This is a genomic window from Streptomyces sp. NPDC057854 (genome assembly GCF_042797055.1).
Lineage (GTDB): Bacteria > Actinomycetota > Actinomycetes > Streptomycetales > Streptomycetaceae > Streptomyces.
This window is the reverse complement of sequence record NZ_JBHVMF010000007.1, coordinates 37,628-53,098: the sequence shown is the minus strand read 5'-3', so window position 1 is coordinate 53,098 and position 15,471 is coordinate 37,628. Positions and strand designations below refer to the sequence as shown.

Genomic DNA, 15,471 nt, shown 5'->3' with positions numbered 1-15,471 from the left:
GGGGGACGGGGACGACAGCGTGAGGTCGGACGGCGGGGGCGACGGCTTGAGGTCGGACGGCGGGGACGACGGCGTGAAGACGGACGGCCCGTGCAGGGGGCCTGCGTCCGGGTCGGCGCCCGCGTCCCCGGAGGGCGGTGCGTGGTACGCCGTCCGGGGCGGCGAATGGCTCTTCGCCGTCGCCGGGCTGCCGCTCGCGCTGCTCTGCGCCGGTTACGCGATCGCCGTCCTGTACGCGGGCGTGCTGCTGTCCCTCACGGTGCTGGGCCTGCCGTTCGTGGTCGCCGCGCTGCGGGGCGCCCGCGCGCTCGGCGCCCCGCACCGCCGGCTCGTCGAACGGCTGCTCGGGGAGCGGATCGAGGCGCCGGCGCCGCTCCCCCGCCCGACGGGCCCGCTCGCCCGGGGCCGTGCCGTGCTGACCGACCCGGTCGGCTGGCGGACCCTGCTGTACCTGGTGCTGCGGCTGCCGCTCGGGCTGCTGGGGTTCGCCGCGGCGGTGGGACTGCCGGCCGGGTGCGGGTGGCTGATCGGGTTCCCGCTGTGGGTGCGCCTGCTGGAAGCGGGGCCGGGGCCGCGGCCGTTCGGCTGGGCCGACGCCGTCTCCGTACCGCTGGGCCTGCTGCTGCTCGCCGCGGTGCCCGCCGCGATCCGGGCGCTGAGCGCCGCGAACCGGCGGCTCGCGGCCCTGCTGCTCGGCCCCGCGCCGGCCCAGCAGCGGGTCCGGCGGCTGGAGGCGGCCCGCGCCGTCCTGCTCGCGGAGAACACCGACCGGCTCCACCGGCTGGAGCGCGACCTGCACGACGGCACCCAGGCCCGGCTGGTCGCCCTCGCCATCACCCTGTCGCTCGCCGACGACGCGCTCACCGCCACCGGCGGCCCCGACCTGGAGCGGACGCGCGGGCTGGTGGAACGCGCCCGTGGCCAGACCGACACCACCATCGCCGAACTGCGGCTGCTCACCCGGGGCATCCGCCCGGTGGCCCTCGACGGCGGTCTCGCGCAGGCCCTGCCGAGCCTGGCCGCCACCTCCCCCGTACCCCTGACGCTCCACCTCGACCTGCGGGACCGCCCGGACCCGGCGGTCGAGCGGGCCGTCTACTTCTGTGCGGCCGAACTCCTGACCAACGTCGCCCGCCACAGCGGAGCGCGTACCGCCGCCCTCACGGCGGCCACCGCCGGCGGACGCGTCCGCCTGACCGTCCGCGACGACGGCCGCGGCGGCGCCTCCGCCGACGCCGGCACCGGTCTCGCCGGGCTGGCGGAGCGCCTGGCGGCGGTGGACGGCACCCTGACGGTCACGAGCCCGGCCGGCGGGCCGACGGTGGTGACGGCGGATCTGCCGCTGCGGGTGTGAGGAGCTGTCGGGCCGGTCAGCCGGCGCTGTCCGTGAGGTAGGTGAGGACGGCCTTCACGCGCCGGTTGTCGGTGTCGGTGGCCCGCAGGCCGAACTTCGTGAAGACGGCGGCGACGTGCTTCTCCACGGCCCGCTCCGACACCACGAGCTGCGCGGCGATGGCGCGGTTGGACCGGCCCTGGGCCATCAGTTCCAGCACCTCGCGCTCCCGCGCGGTCAGCGAGTCGACCGGGCCGCGCCGCCCGGCGCGCATCAGCCCCGTGACGACCTCGGGATCGAGCGCCGTGCCGCCGTCGGCGACCCGGTGCAGCGCCGCCACGAACTCGTCGGTGCGGGCGACGCGTTCCTTCAGCAGGTAACCGACGCCGGCCGCTCCGTCGGCGAGCAGCCGCGCGGCCCAGACGGTCTCGATGTGCTGCGAGAAGACGAGGATGCCGACGCCGGGCGTCCGCGTCCGGATCTCGACGGCGGCGCGGATGCCCTCGTCGGTGTGGGTGGGCGGCATGCGAATGTCCACGACGGCCACGTCGGGCCGGTGCTCGTCGACCGCGGCGAGCAGGCCGGACGCCGTCCCCGCGGTGGCGACGACCCGGCACCCCCGGGCGCCGAGCAGTTCGACCATGCCGTCGCGCAGGACGACGGAGTCCTCGGCCAGGACCACGCGGAGCTCTCTGTCTGTCACCCGTGCATTATCCGGGGTGTCCGGGGACGGGGTGTCCGGGGACGGGGTGTTCGGGTGCGGGTGTGCCGGGACCCGGGCCGGCGGAAAAGGGGTCTCCGGGAAGCGAGCGCTCGGCGACTCGCCGCAGGTGCCCGGCGAAGACCTCGGCGGCGTCCGGGGTGAGGGTGCGCAGGGCGACCATGGCGGTGATGACGACGTCGCAGAGCTCCGCCTCCACGTCGCTCCAGCTGTGGCTGGTGCCCTTCCGGGGGTTCTGCCCGGTGGCGCCGATCACCGCCTGCGCCGCCTCCCCGACCTCCTCGGAGAGCTTGAGGACGCGGAGCAGGATCTCCTGGCCGGGCGGCAGGTCCTGATGGGCCGTGAGCCAGTCGTGGAGGCGGGCGACGGTGGTCCAGGTGTCGTCGGTCATGGCAGCAGCCTGCCAGCCCGTACGGCCCCGGGGGCGCGGCTACGCCTGGACGTCCTGCGGGTACCAGCGGAGTTCGACGGTGTTGCCGTCGGGGTCCTTCACGTAGACGGACTGGGCGGAGCCGCGGGCGCCCCAGCGCGGGACGGGGCCCTCCAGGACGTCGAACGCGCCGGAGTCGATGACCTCCTGCCAGTCGAGCGGGTCGACGACGAGACAGATGTGGTCGACGTTGGACTCGCCGCGCGGCCGGGAGAACAGGTCGATGACGGTGCTGTCGTCGATCCGGACGGACGGGAACGGCACCTTGCCGGCCCGCCACTCCTCGACCCGCTCCGGCGCGAGGCCCAGCGGGCCGGTGTAGAAGGCGAGGGCCCGCTCGACGTCGGTGACGTTGAGGACGAGGTGGTCGAAGGCTTTGACGCGCATGCGGTGTCTCCGTGTTTCCGTTCGATGGTGCCGGTCCGCCGGGTTCGGTGACGGCGCGCACGGCCCTCGACCGCACCCGCCCGCCGCCCGTCCGCGCCTTCGGCACCCCGTGACCGGCCCGCACCTCCCCCGTGCAGGTAGTGCCTATCACGCCACCCGCGCGCCGCCCACCCGATTCCGGTGACCGGCCGGCCCCCGCCGCCGTGCCGGTTGTCCGTGGGTGCGCATAGGCTCGCGGCCGTCCGATCGAAGGGATTGCCATGGAAGACCCCACGGGTATCGCGGGTATCGCAGCGCTGGCCGGAGTTCTCCCTCCGGACCTCGGCGCGGACGAGGAGATCGACTGGGCGGCGGCGGAGGAGCGGTGGGGCACGCCGTTCCCACGGGACTACCGGCACTTCATGGCCCGGTGGGGCGCCGGTTCCTTCGAGGGGGTCTCCGTGCTCATGCCCCTGCCGAAGGCGTACCTCCAGTGGGATCCCGGGACGTTCGAGGAGGAGACGGAGAACGCCCGCTCCACCTGGGAGATGGTGGAGGGCCAGGGCGACCTCGCGATCGATCCGGACCACATCCTCGCCTGGGGGGTCACCAGCGGCGCGGACATCCTGTGCTGGCTGACCACCGACCCGAACCCCGACCGGTGGCCGGTCCTGGTGTGCGGTCGCCACACCCGCGAGGACTTCACCCTGTTCCCCTGCGGCATGGCCGAGTTCCTCCGCGGGTTGCTGCTGGACGAGTTCGACCCGTATCCGATCAGCGTCGACCTCCGCGGGTCCACGCCCCGCTACGTGCACTGGCTCACGCAGCAGCACCGCTGGCAGGCCGGCCTGGACCGGCACACCGGCGAACCCCGCCCCGCCCGCCCGTAGCAGGCCCCTCGGGCGAGCCCGGGAGACACCGGGTCCCGCAGGACCTCCGGCGCCCGCCGCCCGACCAGGTGGACACGGCGCCGAGCCCGGGGCCCGCGCCCGCTCGGGCCCCCCGTGGGGCCCCCGGGAGCCGTCGGTCCCTGCAGGACCTCCCGCGCGCCGCCCGACCAAGTGGGCGCGCGCCGGGGCCGGGGGACAGTTCCGCCCGGCGCCGATCCGGTCCGATACCGGTTCGACCGGATTCCGAAGGCGGCACGGCCGGTGTCCAGGCCTGCCCAGGCCCGTCCGGGCCAGTCCGGATCCGGGGCGGACCCCCGGGCCAGTCCGGGCCGTCCGGGCCGTCCGGGCCGCGGCCGATCCACGGCCGATCCGAGCCAAGGGCGAACCTTGCCAGGGCCGATCCCGGTCGGCTCCCTCCCGGGCAGGAGCCGAACCTGACCGGACCGCCTTCGGAACCATCCGACCGGTTCGGTTCGGCCGGCGACCAGCGACCATGACCGGCGGCCGACGGCCGGCGCGGCCCAGGTCCGGCCGCCGGGCCCGCGCCCGATGAGGCGCCTTCCGGGACGGGCCCGCCCGGGCGCGCCGCCCCGGCGCGAAGGCGCCCCCGTGCCGCGCCGCGCGTCGCGGATTTCGGTGGGTCGTGCGCGAAGGCTTGTCACGGGCTCGCCGCCGCCCCTATCGTCACGCGCCGAAAGCGCTTTCCAGAGAGCGCTTTCTATGTTGCGTTACCCAAGGGACGGGGCTGACGACGACATACGTCCGCGAGCCCGCGGGCGTCTACGAAAGGGCAGGCATGGGACGACGATCCCCCTCCACCCGGCTCCGCGCGGCGCTGGCCGCCATGGCCGTCGCCGCCGCCACCGGCGCGGTCCTGACCATCCCGGACATGCCGGAGGCCTCGGCCGCCGCCACCGCCGGCGGCGCCACCGGCTACGCGAGCCAGAACGGCGGGACCACCGGCGGCGCCGGCGGCCAGACCGTACGGGCGACCACCGGCACCCAGATCCACGCGGCCCTCTGCGGGCGCGCCTCCAGCAGCACCCCGATCGTCATCCAGGTCGAGGGCACCATCAACCATGCCAACACCGCCAAGGTGTCCGGCACCAGCTGCAGCACCGCCGACGGCGTCATCGAGCTGAAGCAGATCAGCAACGTCACGCTCGTCGGCGTCGGCAGCGGCGCCGTCTTCGACCAGCTCGGCATCCACATCCGCGAGTCGAGCAACATCATCATCCAGAACGTGACGGTCCGGAACGTCAAGAAGTCCGGCTCCCCCGTCTCCAACGGCGGCGACGCCATCGGCATGGAGAGCGACGTCCGCAACGTCTGGGTCGACCACGTCACCCTGGAGGCGTCCGGCGGCGAGTCCGAGGGCTTCGACGGGCTCTTCGACATGAAGGACAACACGCAGTACGTGACGCTCTCCTACAGCGTGCTGCGCAACTCCGGCCGCGGCGGCCTGGTCGGCTCCAGCGAGACCGAGCTGAGCAACGGCTACATCACGTACCACCACAACCTCTACGAGAACATCGACTCCCGCGCCCCCCTGCTGCGCGGCGGCACCGCGCACATGTACAACAACCACTACCGGCGGCTGAACGACTCGGGCATCAACTCCCGCGCGGGCGCCCGCGCCAGGGTGGAGAACAACTACTTCCAGGACTCCAAGGACGTCCTCGGCACGTTCTACACGACCACGACCGGCTACTGGCAGGTCGCCGGGAACACCTTCGACAACGTGACCTGGTCCCCGTCCGCCTCCGACTACCGCCCGGCGGGCCCGAACCCGGTCTCCAACGCGACGGTGTCGGTCCCGTACTCCTACGCCCTCGACAGCGCCTCCTGCGTCCCCGGCGTGGTGGCGCGGACGGCCGGCGCCGGCAAGGGCCTGCTCGTCTCGGACGGCTCCTGCACACCGCAGACGCCGAGCCCGACCCCCACCCCGACCGCCACCGCGACCCCCACGCCCACCCCGACGCCCACGGCCACCGCCACCACCACCCCGCCGACCGGCACCAACCTCAGCATCGGCGCCGGCTCCGACGGCTCCAGCAAGGCCGACGGCACCAGCTACGGCAACGTCCGCGACGGCAGCCTGAGCACGTACTGGTCGCCGGCCGGCACCACCGGATCCGTCTCGGTCAAGTGGAGCGCCCCGACGACGATCTCGTCGGTCCGCGTCCGCGAGGCGTCCGGCGCGGGCACGGTCACCGGGTGGCGGCTGCTGAACGCCGACACCGGCGCCGTCCTCGCGACCGGCGGCGCGGCCGGCACGATCACCTTCCCGGCGACCTCGCTGAGCAAGGTCACCTTCGAGATCACGTCCGCCACCGGCACGCCCCGCGTCGCCGAGTTCGAGACGTACGCCTGACGGTCCGGCGACACGAAGCGGGGGGTACGTCCAGCGCTCTACGAAGCCGGGGGTACGTCCGGCTTCCCGCCGGCTCTCCGGTGCTCCCCTTCCGCCCCGTCCCCGCATGCCCGCGCGGGGACGGGGCAGCCGCCGCCTGGGACGAGAGTCCACGACGACACGACGAGCGGCAGGGGGTCGCCATGACCACGGCACGCGAGATCATGACCCCGGACGTGACCTGCGTCCGGAGCGACGAGAGTGCGGTCGACGCCGCGCGGAAGATGGTCGAGCTCGATGTCGGCGCGCTGCCGATCTGCGGGCCCGACGAACGCCTGAAGGGCATGCTCACCGACCGCGACATCGTGGTGCGGGTGGTCGCCGAGGGCCGCGATCCGTCCGCGTGCACGGCGGGCGAGCTGGCCCAGGGCGAGGTGGTCTGGGTCGGCGCCGACGACTCGCTGGAGCGGGTCCTGGAGGTGATGGCCGACCGGAAGATCCGCCGGGTCCCCGTGATCGACGGACACGTCCTGGTCGGCATCATCGCGCAGGCGGACGTGGCGCGCCGCCTGCCCGACAGCACGGTCGGCGACCTCGTCTCGGACGTCTCCCGCCCCACCACCTGAGCCGTCCGCGGCCGGCCGGGACCCCGCCGGCCCGGCCGGCCGTCAGAGGCGGCGCAGCGCACCCCCCTCGCGGAGGCTCGCGAGGGTCGGGTAGCCGTCCACGGCCATGAGGAGGTCCGTCTCGGCGAGGAGGGCGCGCAGGACGTGGACGAGGCCGTCCTCGCCGCCGGCCGCGAGACCGTACGCGTACGGGCGGCCGATTCCGACGGCGGTGGCACCAAGCGCGAGGGCCTTGACGGCGTCGGCGCCGGTGCGGACGCCCGAGTCGAAGAGGACCGGCAGGCCGTCGGCGGCCTCGACGACGCCGGGGAGGGCGTCGAGGGCGGGCAGCCCGCCGTTGGCCTGCCGGCCGCCGTGGTTGGAGCAGTACACCGCGTGCACCCCGCCGTCCCGGGCGCGCCGGACGTCCTCGGGGTGGCAGAGGCCCTTGAGGATCAGCGGCAGGTCGGTGAGGGACCGCAGCCAGGGCAGGTCGGCCCAGGTGAGCGGCGCGCCGAAGAGGCCGACCCATTCGAGGATGGCCGCCCCGGGGTCCTCCTCCGGCGGCTTGGCGAGCCGGGCGCGGAAGACCGGGTCGGACGTGTAGTTGGCGAGGCAGTGGCCGCGGAGCTGCGGGAAGTTGGCGGCGGCGAGGTCGCGCGGGCGCCAGCCGGTGACCCAGGTGTCGAGCGTGACGACGATCCCCCGGAACCCGGCCGCTTCCGCGCGGCGCACCAGGCTCTCCGCGAGGTCCCGGTCGGTGGGGGTGTAGAGCTGGAAGAAGCCGGGGGTGTCGCCGAACTCGGCGGCCACCTCCTCCATCGGGTCCACGCTCAGCGTCGAGGCGACCATGGGCACGCCGGTGCGGCGGGCCGCGCGGGCGGCGGCGAGGTCGCCGTGCCCGTCCTGGGCGCAGAGCCCGAGGACGCCGATCGGCGCCATGAACAGCGGGGAGGGCAGGCGGAGCCCGAAGAGGTCGACGGCGAGGTCGCGCTGGACGGCTCCCACCATCATCCGCGGGACCAGGCCCCAGCGTTCGAACGCCGTCACGTTCGCCCGCTGGGTGAACTCGTCGCCGGCGCCGCCCGCCACGTACGACAGCACGGACGGCGGCAGCGCCGCGCTCGCCCGTGCCTCCAGGTCGGCGAAGGTCATGGGGTGGGAGGGGAGGACGCCGCCGAGCCCGGCGAGATAGATCTCGTTCTGGTAGTCGCCGTACCGCCCGCCGTACGCGCCGCCGCCGCTCATGCCGGCCCCACCCCTTTCGCCCTCCGGCCGGGCCCTCCCCGGCCGCCGTCGGCGCCCACGGTGCCAGCCGGCGGGCCCGGAGCGCCACGGTCCGGCGGCACCCGTTTCGGCACCCGCCCCGGCCCGGGGCCCGGTGCGGTCCGGTCCGGGTCCCCCGCCACCGGCATATTCCGGTGCGTCCCGGGCGGTTCCGGTGATGGAATCGCCGGATGCGCAGCGACGACGAGCGGGCGACGGTGGTGGACCGGGGGCGGTTTCCGGACGCGGTGACGCCCTGGGACGACGAGGAGTGGCGGCGGGACGTGCTGGGCTGGGCCGAGCGCGTGCTGGCCGGGCGCGGTCTGGTGGAGACCGGGGCGCGGGAGGTGCGGGTGCGGCCCTGGTCGGTGCTGGTCCGGTTCGCGACCGGCGGCGGCGAGCGGGACGCGGTGTGGCTGAAGGCGGGCGCCCCGGCGAACGCCTTCGAGGCCGGGCTCTCCGAGGCGCTCGCCGCGTGGGTGCCGGAGCACGTGATGACCCCGCTTGCGGTGGACGCCGGCCTCGGGGTGACGCTGCTGCCCGACGGCGGACCGCTGTTCCGCGGGCTCGTCGACGCGGGCGAGGCCGGCCCGGAGGCGTGGACGGCGGCGCTGGGGCAGTACGGGGCGATGCAGCGCCGGCTCGTCCCGTACGCGGACCGGCTGGCCGGGCTCGGGGTGCCGCGGGCGCGGATCCGTGAGCTGCCGGACGCCTTCGACGCGCTCGTGGCCGACAACCCCCTCTTCGACGCGGACGAGCGCGCCGCGCTGCTGCGGCAGCGGCCCCGGCTGGTCGAGCTGTGCGCCGAGCTCGACGCGTACGGCCTGCCCGACTCGCTGGACCACTGCGACCTGCACGACGGGCAGCTCCTCGCCCCGGCCCCGGGCCGCTTCACCTTCTTCGACTGGGGTGACGCGTCCGTCGCGCATCCCTTCGGCAGCCTGCTGATCCCGGTCCGGTCGGTGCGGGAGCGGTACGGCCCCGAGCACGTGGGCCCGATGGTGGACGCGTACCTGGAGCACTGGACGGGCCTGGGCCCGTCACCGGCGGAGCTGCGGCGGGCCGCGGGCGTCGCGGTGCGGCTGGCGGCGCTGGCGCGGGCGGGCACCTGGTTCCGGCTGTTCCCGGGCACGCCGCTCCTCACCAGCCACGACGCGAGCGCGTACTGGGTGCGGGAACTCTTCGCCGCCGAGGAGCTTCTGACAGCCTGATGGCTTGATGGCTTGGTGGCACTTCGTGTCTCCTGCCCGCCCGCGATCCGGCCTCCCACCGAGCGCCCCACTTACCACCCGGGGGTATGTGATCCCCGGAAGGCCGGGGTGGTCGCCGGTCATCGCCGAGCGGCGCCCCGGGTGGCACCGGGTGCCTGGTCGGCGGGGACCGGGACGTCGGCTGGACGGAGGGGCCGGGGAGCTGGAAACCTCGGCGTTCGAGGACCCGATCACCGGTCGCGTCCGTGCGCCGCCGCGAGGGGAGCGTGGCCCGGCCCCGTGATCGTCGCGTCCTCGAAGGCGCGTCCGCCGCACCCGTACGCGCCGGAACCGCGAGGAGGAGGACCCATGATGACCGCCGCCCGGGAAGAACGGCTCCAGCTCGACGCCGCGAGCGTCGACAACGCGAGGACGACGCTGCTCCAGCTCCTCGCGCGGGCGGGGGTGTACTCCGGCGACGCCGAGGAGCTGATCGGCCTGGTGGAGGCGGGCGCGCTCGCCGTCGCCCACACGACCCTGGCCGGCACCGGACGGCAGGCCCCGCCCGGGAGCGGCGAGCAGTACGGCGCGGGCTGGCGCGACGGCTCACGGGCCGTCACCGAGGGTCTCGCGGGCCTCGCCGACCGCGCCCTGGCGGCGGCGGTCGCGGCCGAGGCCGGGGAGGACCCGGAGGCGCGGGCGCCGGTCGGCCGGATGGAGGTCGAGCGGGCCAAGGTGGCGGTGGTGCCCCTGTACCTATCCTTCACCGAGGAGTCCGACCTCGACCCGGAGGTCACCGAGCAGGTCCTCGCGGCCTCGCTCGCGACCATGGGGGTCCGTCAGCGGGCGGCGTACCCGGGGCGGCTGACGGCGTTCGCGGCGGAGCACCGGTCACGCCTGGAACGGCTGTACGCCACGTACGGGCCGGGCAGCGCGATCGCCATCCACGGCCGCTACACGCTCGTGCACTCCCCCACCAGCCTCGCCGTGCTGGAACGGCTCGCCGCCCGCCCGGCGGAGCTGCGGGAGGAGTGGGACGCGGCCGAGCTGCCACCGGCCTGGCTGGACGGACTGACGCGCGCCTGGGAGGCGACGGCCTGAGCCATCCCGGGCCGGAACGGGACGGGAACCGGACGCGGAGGGGCGGAATCCGGACGCGGCGGACAGGATCCGGACGCGGTCGGGTGGAGTCCGTCACAGAGGGGTCCACAGGGGTGACCCGGTAGCGCGCGGGGGCGGGCGCACGAATTAGGGTGGCGGCATGCCCAGAACTTCTCCGGCCCTTGCCCTGGACGCCCTCCTCGAAGGCAACCGTCGTTTCGTCTCGGGCACGCCCGAGCACCCCAACCAGGACGCCGCCCGCCGCACCGAGCTCGCCCCCGGCCAGGACCCGTTCGCGGTGATCCTCGGCTGCTCCGACTCGCGGCTCGCGGCCGAGATCATCTTCGACCGCGGGCTCGGCGACCTGTTCGTCGTCCGCACCGCCGGTCACGTCGTCGGCCCCGAGGTCCTCGGCAGCGTCGAGTACGCGACGAGCATCCTCGGCGCGCGGCTCGTCGTCGTCCTCGGCCACGACTCCTGCGGCGCGGTCTCCGCGGCCCGCGCGGCCGTCGAGGACGGCTTCGCGGCGGGCGGCTTCGTGCGGGACGTCGTGGAGCGCGTGACGCCGAGCATCCTGGCGGCCCGCAAGGCCGGCCTGACCGGCGACAGCGACATCATCGACGAGCACATCCGGCACACCGTCGACCTGCTGCTGGAGCGCTCCCGCCTGCTGTCCGACCAGGTCGCGGCGGGCGAGACGGCCGTCGTCGGCCTCGGCTACCAGCTGGCCGAGGGCAGCGCCCGCCTGGTGACCACGCGCGGTGTCACCGTGGAGGAGGGCACTCCGGCGTGACGACCCGCTTCGACTGCTCGGACCCGGCGGCCCGCGCGGCGGGCCTCGCCGAGGCCACGGCCGCGGTGCGCCGCGGCGAGCTGGTGGTCCTGCCGACGGACACCGTGTACGGGGTCGGCGCGGACGCCTTCGACCCGAAGGCGGTGGCCTCGCTGCTGGCCGCGAAGGGCCGGGGGCGGCACAAGCCGTCGCCCGTCCTGGTCGACTCGGCCGCCGCCCTCGGCGAGCTGACCGACGAACTGCCCGACGCGGCCAGGGCGTTGATCGACGCCTTCTGGCCGGGCGGGCTGACCCTGGTGGTCCGCCACCGGGCCTCCCTGGACTGGGACCTCGGCGAGACCGGCGGCACGGTGGCCGTCCGCATGCCGGACCACCCGCTGACCCTGGAACTGCTCGCGGCGACGGGCCCGCTGGCGGTCTCCAGCGCCAATCTGACGGACCACCCGTCGCCGCAGGACTGCGACGCCGCGCAGGCGATGCTCGGTGACGCGGTGGCGGTCTACCTCGACGGCGGGCGCACCGCCGGCGCGGTGTCGTCGTCCATCGTGGACCTGAGCGGCGACACCCCGCGCCTGGTCCGCGACGGCGTCCTGCCGGTGTCCGAACTCCGCGCGCTCGTACCGGACCTGATCGTCCCCTGACGCAGACGTCGGCGGACCGACGACGGCACGGGCCCCGCGCCCGTCCGGCCGTGCCCCGGTGGCCTGGTGGCCGCCGGGGCACGGTCGTCTCGTGGGGGGACGGAACTACGGGACTACGGAACTACGGGACCAGGCGGAGGAGGCGGTTCGGGGAGCCGGTGCCGGGGCTGGTGACCTTGTTGGGGGTGGCGCCGTTCACGAGGGCGGTGGCGACCTGCGCGGGCGTGGCGGAGGTGTGGCCGGCGAGGTAGACGGCGGCGGCGCCCGCGACGTGCGGGGTGGCCATGGAGGTGCCGGAGATGGTGTTCGTCGCCGTGTCGCCGGTGTGCCAGCCGGCGGTGATGGAGACGCCGGGGGCGAACAGGTCCAGCACCGAGCCGTAGTTGGACCAGCTGGCCTTCGCGTCGGTGTTGCTCGTGGCGCCGACGGTGATGGCCTCGGTGACCCGGGCGGGCGAGGTGTTGCGGGCGTTGACGCCGGAGTTGCCGGCGGCGACCGCGTAGGTGACGCCGTCCGCGATGGAGCGCTTCACGGCGTTGTCGAGGGTGGTGGAGGCGCCGCCGCCGAGCGAGAGGTTGGCGACGGCCGGGGCGCCGGCGGCGTGGTGGGAGGTCACCCAGTCGATGCCGGCGACGACGCCGGCGGTGGTGCCGGAGCCGTTGTTGTCGAGGACGCGGACCGCGACGACCTTGGCGGCCTTCGCCACGCCGTAGGTGGAGCCGGCGATGGTGGTGGCGACGTGGGTGCCGTGGCCGTTGCCGTCCTGCGCGACCGAGTCGCCCTCGACGGCGTCGTAGCCGTTGACGGCCCGGCCCGCGAGCTCGCCGTGGCTGATCCGTACGCCGGTGTCGATGACGTACGCGGTGACGCCGGCGCCCGCGCTGTCCGGGTACGTGTACGTGCCCGAGAGCGGCAGGTCGGCCTGGTCGATGCGGTCGAGACCCCAGGGCGCGTTGGTCTGCGTGGCGTCGGCGCGGACGACCTGGTTCTGCTCGACGGTCGCCACGGCCGGGTCGGCGGCGAGCCGGCGGGCGGCCTTCTCGTCGAGGGTGACGGTGTAGCCGTTGAGGGCCGCGCCGAAGGTCTTGCCGACCTTGCCGCCGTAACCGGCTATCAGCGCGCGGCCCTTGGCGGAACCGGCGGCGAATCCGGCGCCCGGCTTGAGCGTGACGAGGTAGCTGCCGGCGACGGCGTCGGGCGAACCGGCCGCGAGGACGACGCCCTCCGCGGGCGTGGGGGCGGCCTGCGACACCGGGGCCACGGCGAGGCCGGTGGCGAGCGCGGCGACGGTGGCGGCCGAGGCGACGAGCGCCCGGCGGGCGGTGCGGTTCACGGGGAGTGCCATGGCGAGGGGTTCCTCCTCTTGGCGTGGCGCCCGGGTCGGGCGCCGCGGTGTGGGGGTCGCGTGCGGTCGCACGCACCGCCGGGGGGAGGCGGGCCTCCGCTCGGCGTGAGCAGTAGCCTGTGCCGCAACGGCAGGGCGGATCAAGGAAGTTGACCGCTTGTCATGCATCCGACACACAGCCGCCACGGAGACTCCGCCGAACCCCCGCCGAACCGCCACGAAACACCCCGCCTCAAGCGGCGAAACGATCCGGCCTCCACCCCCGAGGACCGGCCACCGGACGCCGCCGCACGGAAGCCGGACGGGTGGTGGAGGGATGAAGGAGGGGCGGAGGAGGGGTGACGGACGGGCCTCGGCGACGCGGGGCGGCCGCCGGCGGGCGCGGGGCGGCCGACGGACGCGGGGCGGCCCCGGAAGCACCGCCCGCCCGGGCACCCGTCATGATCGGGGCATGCGCGAGAAGACCCCGCCCGAAGCCCCCGAGCCCTCGGCCCCCGCCCTCTCCCCGTACCAGGAGGGTCTGCGCCGGCGCCTGCTCGCCGCTCCGGTCGTCCCGGCTCCTGCGCCCTGGCGGAACGTGTTCGACGGCTGCGCCGCCGTCGGCGGGCTCACCGGCATCGGGTTCGGCGTGCACCCCGGCACCGGCCACGACCTGGTGATGGTCGTCTCCCAGCAGGGGTACGGCGTCTTCGACGCGGTGACGGGCGAGCGGATCGCGCGGGACCGGGACCCCGAGGACGACGGGCCGGACGGCACGCCCGACCTGACCTGCCCCGGGATCGGGCCGCTCGCCGGACAGCGCGTCCGCGTCGCCGGACTGTACGGCGGCGGGCTGCACAGCGTGAGCGGCGACGGCTGGAGCGTGGACGTCGAGGCCCCTGACTGGCCGCACCACCGGGTGCTGCTGTCGGCGACCGGCGGCGATTGGCACCGGCCGCCGCACACCGAGGGCTGGTGGCACGTCTTCCACTCGACCTGGTCCACCCTCCGCGCCGCCGGGTTCTCCCCCACGGGCCGGACGCTGGCGGTCGCCACCTCCAGCGACCTCACGCTGTGGACACGCCCGTCCGCGTGAGGAACGGTGAGGAAGGGTCAGGCGTCCAGGACGGCGGCGACGGCCTCGACCTCGACCAGCTGGTCGTGGTACCCGAGCACCGTCACGCCCATCAGCGTGCTCGGCACGTCGTGCGCGCCGAAGGCGTCCCGCACCACCTGCCAGGCGGCGACCAGGTCCTCCTGACGGGTCGTCGCCACGAGGACGCGGGTGCTGATGACGTCCTCGATGTCGGCGCCCGCGTCCTTCAGCGCGGTCCGCAGGTTCTCGACGCAGGCGGCGGCCTGCCCGGCGACGTCGCCGACGGCGACGGTCACGCCGTCGGCGTCGAGCGGGCACGCACCCGCCAGGAAGATCAGCCGGGCGTCGGCCGGCGCGGTCGCGGCGTAGGCGTACTCGGCGACGTCGGAGAGGGAGGAGGAACGGATGAGGCTGACGGCGCGGGGCATGGGGGGCCTTTCGGGGGTGGGGCGGTTGACGCCGCTCGGCGGCGGGCGCTCGCCGCTCGGTGGCGGTTGACGCCGGATCAGGGGCCGCCCCGGCGGGGGACACCTCACCCTCTCAAGGTTGCCCCGCCGCCTCGACCGGATTTTCCGCACCTCGGGGCGCGGCGCCGTACCTCACCGGCTCCCGCCCCTCCGGCAGCAGCCGTACGGCCTCCGCGACCGCCTCCCGCGCCGTGGCGACGTGCCGCCCCCGCTCCGCCATGAGCCGCGCCACCCGATAGCCGCCCTCGCCGGAGCAGACCAGGTTCGGCCCCACGACTTGGAGATGCGGGCGGGTGGCCGTGGAGAAGCGCAGCGCCCAGTGGCTCGTGAAGGGGTAGAGGGCCCGCAGGCGGGGTTCGGCGTGGGCCGCGTCGACCAGAGCCCGGTACGCGGGGGCGAAGGAGGTGTCGAGTTCGGCGGCCTCCGTGCGCAGGTGCCGCCATTCGGACTCGGTCATGCGCACCGGGTCCGGCTCGGTGAGTTCGAGGCGGCCGGTGGGCCGGGCGAAGGGGGCCGCCGCGTGGACGTCCTCCGGGCTCGCCCCGTCGTGCCAGGCCCGCAGGGCCCGCGCGACCTGCGTCAGGTCGTCCGTCACGCCGTGGATGAGGGCCAGTCCCAGCAGCGGCTCGCCGGCGGAGACGGACCACTTCCGCTCGTGCGCCCATGCCGAGACCCGCATCGCGGACCGGTGCGGCAGAGCGCTGCCGCCGGTGGCCTCGGTGAGGGGGGCGGTGTCGGGGGACATGAGCGGTATGTGGTCGAGGGCGCCGCCCGCGGCGGCGCGGAGCGCGGCGGCGAGGGTGCCCCGGTCCCGGCCTCCGGCCGCGGCGACGTCGGGGTACAGGGCGGCGGGCTCGGGAGGCGTCGGCATGGCGGGCATTCTGCCCGCACGGCG

General features: G+C 75.4%; 16 protein-coding genes. 9 read left to right on the top strand and 7 right to left on the bottom strand.

Annotation, left to right across the window (positions count from 1 at the left end):
• Window positions 1-73 precede the first annotated feature (73 nt).
• Window positions 74-1,354: a sensor histidine kinase gene (locus ACFVQZ_RS12315; protein ID WP_383621438.1), complete on the top strand. Its 1,281-nt coding sequence runs from the start codon at window positions 74-76 to the stop codon at window positions 1,352-1,354.
• Window positions 1,355-1,370: 16 nt separating this feature from the next.
• Here the strand turns inward: ACFVQZ_RS12315 and ACFVQZ_RS12310 are convergent, their stop codons facing one another.
• The 3 genes from ACFVQZ_RS12310 to ACFVQZ_RS12300 are packed head-to-tail and all read right to left on the bottom strand — an operon-like array spanning window position 1,371 to window position 2,871.
• Complete coding sequence (locus tag ACFVQZ_RS12310; RefSeq protein ID WP_383621436.1) at window positions 1,371-2,036, bottom strand: LuxR C-terminal-related transcriptional regulator; 666 nt, start codon at window positions 2,034-2,036, stop codon at window positions 1,371-1,373.
• A 7-nt stretch (window positions 2,037-2,043) separates the two neighbouring features.
• The gene (locus tag ACFVQZ_RS12305; protein WP_383621434.1) at window positions 2,044-2,445 is read right to left on the bottom strand and encodes a MazG-like family protein; all 402 of its coding nucleotides are present in this window, start codon (window positions 2,443-2,445) and stop codon (window positions 2,044-2,046) included.
• Between the two features lie 39 nt (window positions 2,446-2,484).
• The gene (locus tag ACFVQZ_RS12300) at window positions 2,485-2,871 is read right to left on the bottom strand and encodes a VOC family protein (RefSeq protein WP_383621432.1); all 387 of its coding nucleotides are present in this window, start codon (window positions 2,869-2,871) and stop codon (window positions 2,485-2,487) included.
• Window positions 2,872-3,131: 260 nt separating this feature from the next.
• Here ACFVQZ_RS12300 and ACFVQZ_RS12295 point away from each other — a divergent pair, with 260 nt between their 5' ends.
• The 3 genes from ACFVQZ_RS12295 to ACFVQZ_RS12285 all read left to right on the top strand — a co-directional run bounded on the left by ACFVQZ_RS12295 (window position 3,132) and on the right by ACFVQZ_RS12285 (window position 6,719).
• Window positions 3,132-3,740: an SMI1/KNR4 family protein gene (locus tag ACFVQZ_RS12295; protein WP_383621430.1), complete on the top strand. Its 609-nt coding sequence runs from the start codon at window positions 3,132-3,134 to the stop codon at window positions 3,738-3,740.
• 796 nt (window positions 3,741-4,536) lie between these two features.
• A complete protein-coding gene (locus ACFVQZ_RS12290) occupies window positions 4,537-6,114 on the top strand; it encodes a polysaccharide lyase family 1 protein (protein ID WP_383621428.1) in 1,578 nt (525 codons plus the stop codon).
• A 182-nt stretch (window positions 6,115-6,296) separates the two neighbouring features.
• Entirely contained in the window at window positions 6,297-6,719 is a 423-nt protein-coding gene (locus ACFVQZ_RS12285) for a CBS domain-containing protein (protein ID WP_030498198.1), read from the top strand.
• 42 nt (window positions 6,720-6,761) lie between these two features.
• Here ACFVQZ_RS12285 and ACFVQZ_RS12280 read toward each other — a convergent pair whose 3' ends face one another.
• Window positions 6,762-7,946: an alpha-hydroxy-acid oxidizing protein gene (locus ACFVQZ_RS12280; RefSeq protein ID WP_383621426.1), complete on the bottom strand. Its 1,185-nt coding sequence runs from the start codon at window positions 7,944-7,946 to the stop codon at window positions 6,762-6,764.
• Window positions 7,947-8,155: 209 nt separating this feature from the next.
• On the opposite strand from ACFVQZ_RS12280, the gene ACFVQZ_RS12275 reads away from it, so the two are divergent.
• The 4 genes from ACFVQZ_RS12275 to ACFVQZ_RS12260 all read left to right on the top strand — a co-directional run bounded on the left by ACFVQZ_RS12275 (window position 8,156) and on the right by ACFVQZ_RS12260 (window position 11,689).
• Window positions 8,156-9,175, top strand: a complete 1,020-nt coding sequence (locus tag ACFVQZ_RS12275; protein ID WP_383621424.1) for an aminoglycoside phosphotransferase family protein — start codon at window positions 8,156-8,158, stop codon at window positions 9,173-9,175.
• Window positions 9,176-9,523: 348 nt separating this feature from the next.
• A complete protein-coding gene (locus tag ACFVQZ_RS12270; protein WP_383621422.1) occupies window positions 9,524-10,255 on the top strand; it encodes a hypothetical protein in 732 nt (243 codons plus the stop codon).
• A 160-nt stretch (window positions 10,256-10,415) separates the two neighbouring features.
• Complete coding sequence (locus tag ACFVQZ_RS12265) at window positions 10,416-11,048, top strand: carbonic anhydrase (protein WP_030498202.1); 633 nt, start codon at window positions 10,416-10,418, stop codon at window positions 11,046-11,048.
• The gene (locus ACFVQZ_RS12260; protein WP_030498203.1) at window positions 11,045-11,689 is read left to right on the top strand and encodes an L-threonylcarbamoyladenylate synthase; all 645 of its coding nucleotides are present in this window, start codon (window positions 11,045-11,047) and stop codon (window positions 11,687-11,689) included. Before ACFVQZ_RS12265 ends, ACFVQZ_RS12260 begins: the two co-directional genes overlap by 4 nt.
• A gap of 121 nt (window positions 11,690-11,810) precedes the next feature.
• Here the strand turns inward: ACFVQZ_RS12260 and ACFVQZ_RS12255 are convergent, their stop codons facing one another.
• Window positions 11,811-13,034 carry a S8 family peptidase gene (locus ACFVQZ_RS12255; RefSeq protein ID WP_030498204.1) on the bottom strand — a complete coding sequence of 408 codons (1,224 nt, stop codon included), beginning with the start codon at window positions 13,032-13,034 and terminating at the stop codon, window positions 11,811-11,813.
• Between the two features lie 451 nt (window positions 13,035-13,485).
• On the opposite strand from ACFVQZ_RS12255, the gene ACFVQZ_RS12250 reads away from it, so the two are divergent.
• Window positions 13,486-14,109, top strand: a complete 624-nt coding sequence (locus ACFVQZ_RS12250; protein ID WP_383621419.1) for a hypothetical protein — start codon at window positions 13,486-13,488, stop codon at window positions 14,107-14,109.
• A gap of 17 nt (window positions 14,110-14,126) precedes the next feature.
• Here the strand turns inward: ACFVQZ_RS12250 and ACFVQZ_RS12245 are convergent, their stop codons facing one another.
• Together ACFVQZ_RS12245 and ACFVQZ_RS12240 are read right to left on the bottom strand one after the other, a co-directional pair.
• Window positions 14,127-14,537, bottom strand: coding sequence for a RidA family protein (locus ACFVQZ_RS12245; RefSeq protein ID WP_383621418.1), 411 nt, complete (start codon window positions 14,535-14,537; stop codon window positions 14,127-14,129).
• A gap of 112 nt (window positions 14,538-14,649) precedes the next feature.
• Window positions 14,650-15,447: a DUF6193 family natural product biosynthesis protein gene (locus tag ACFVQZ_RS12240; RefSeq protein ID WP_383621417.1), complete on the bottom strand. Its 798-nt coding sequence runs from the start codon at window positions 15,445-15,447 to the stop codon at window positions 14,650-14,652.
• Window positions 15,448-15,471 lie beyond the last annotated feature (24 nt).

What these genes read in the sequence shown, in the direction of transcription:
- ACFVQZ_RS12305 (WP_383621434.1), bottom strand. Translation starts at nt 2,445, where the DNA reads ATGACCGACGACACCTGGACCACCGTCGCCCGCCTCCACGACTGGCTC.
- ACFVQZ_RS12300 (WP_383621432.1), bottom strand. Translation starts at nt 2,871, where the DNA reads ATGCGCGTCAAAGCCTTCGACCACCTCGTCCTCAACGTCACCGACGTC.
- ACFVQZ_RS12295 (WP_383621430.1), top strand. Translation starts at nt 3,132, where the DNA reads ATGGAAGACCCCACGGGTATCGCGGGTATCGCAGCGCTGGCCGGAGTT.
- ACFVQZ_RS12290 (WP_383621428.1), top strand. Translation starts at nt 4,537, where the DNA reads ATGGGACGACGATCCCCCTCCACCCGGCTCCGCGCGGCGCTGGCCGCC.
- ACFVQZ_RS12285 (WP_030498198.1), top strand. Translation starts at nt 6,297, where the DNA reads ATGACCACGGCACGCGAGATCATGACCCCGGACGTGACCTGCGTCCGG.
- ACFVQZ_RS12280 (WP_383621426.1), bottom strand. Translation starts at nt 7,946, where the DNA reads ATGAGCGGCGGCGGCGCGTACGGCGGGCGGTACGGCGACTACCAGAAC.
- ACFVQZ_RS12275 (WP_383621424.1), top strand. Translation starts at nt 8,156, where the DNA reads ATGCGCAGCGACGACGAGCGGGCGACGGTGGTGGACCGGGGGCGGTTT.
- ACFVQZ_RS12270 (WP_383621422.1), top strand. Translation starts at nt 9,524, where the DNA reads ATGATGACCGCCGCCCGGGAAGAACGGCTCCAGCTCGACGCCGCGAGC.
- ACFVQZ_RS12265 (WP_030498202.1), top strand. Translation starts at nt 10,416, where the DNA reads ATGCCCAGAACTTCTCCGGCCCTTGCCCTGGACGCCCTCCTCGAAGGC.
- ACFVQZ_RS12255 (WP_030498204.1), bottom strand. Translation starts at nt 13,034, where the DNA reads ATGGCACTCCCCGTGAACCGCACCGCCCGCCGGGCGCTCGTCGCCTCG.
- ACFVQZ_RS12250 (WP_383621419.1), top strand. Translation starts at nt 13,486, where the DNA reads ATGCGCGAGAAGACCCCGCCCGAAGCCCCCGAGCCCTCGGCCCCCGCC.
- ACFVQZ_RS12245 (WP_383621418.1), bottom strand. Translation starts at nt 14,537, where the DNA reads ATGCCCCGCGCCGTCAGCCTCATCCGTTCCTCCTCCCTCTCCGACGTC.
- ACFVQZ_RS12240 (WP_383621417.1), bottom strand. Translation starts at nt 15,447, where the DNA reads ATGCCGACGCCTCCCGAGCCCGCCGCCCTGTACCCCGACGTCGCCGCG.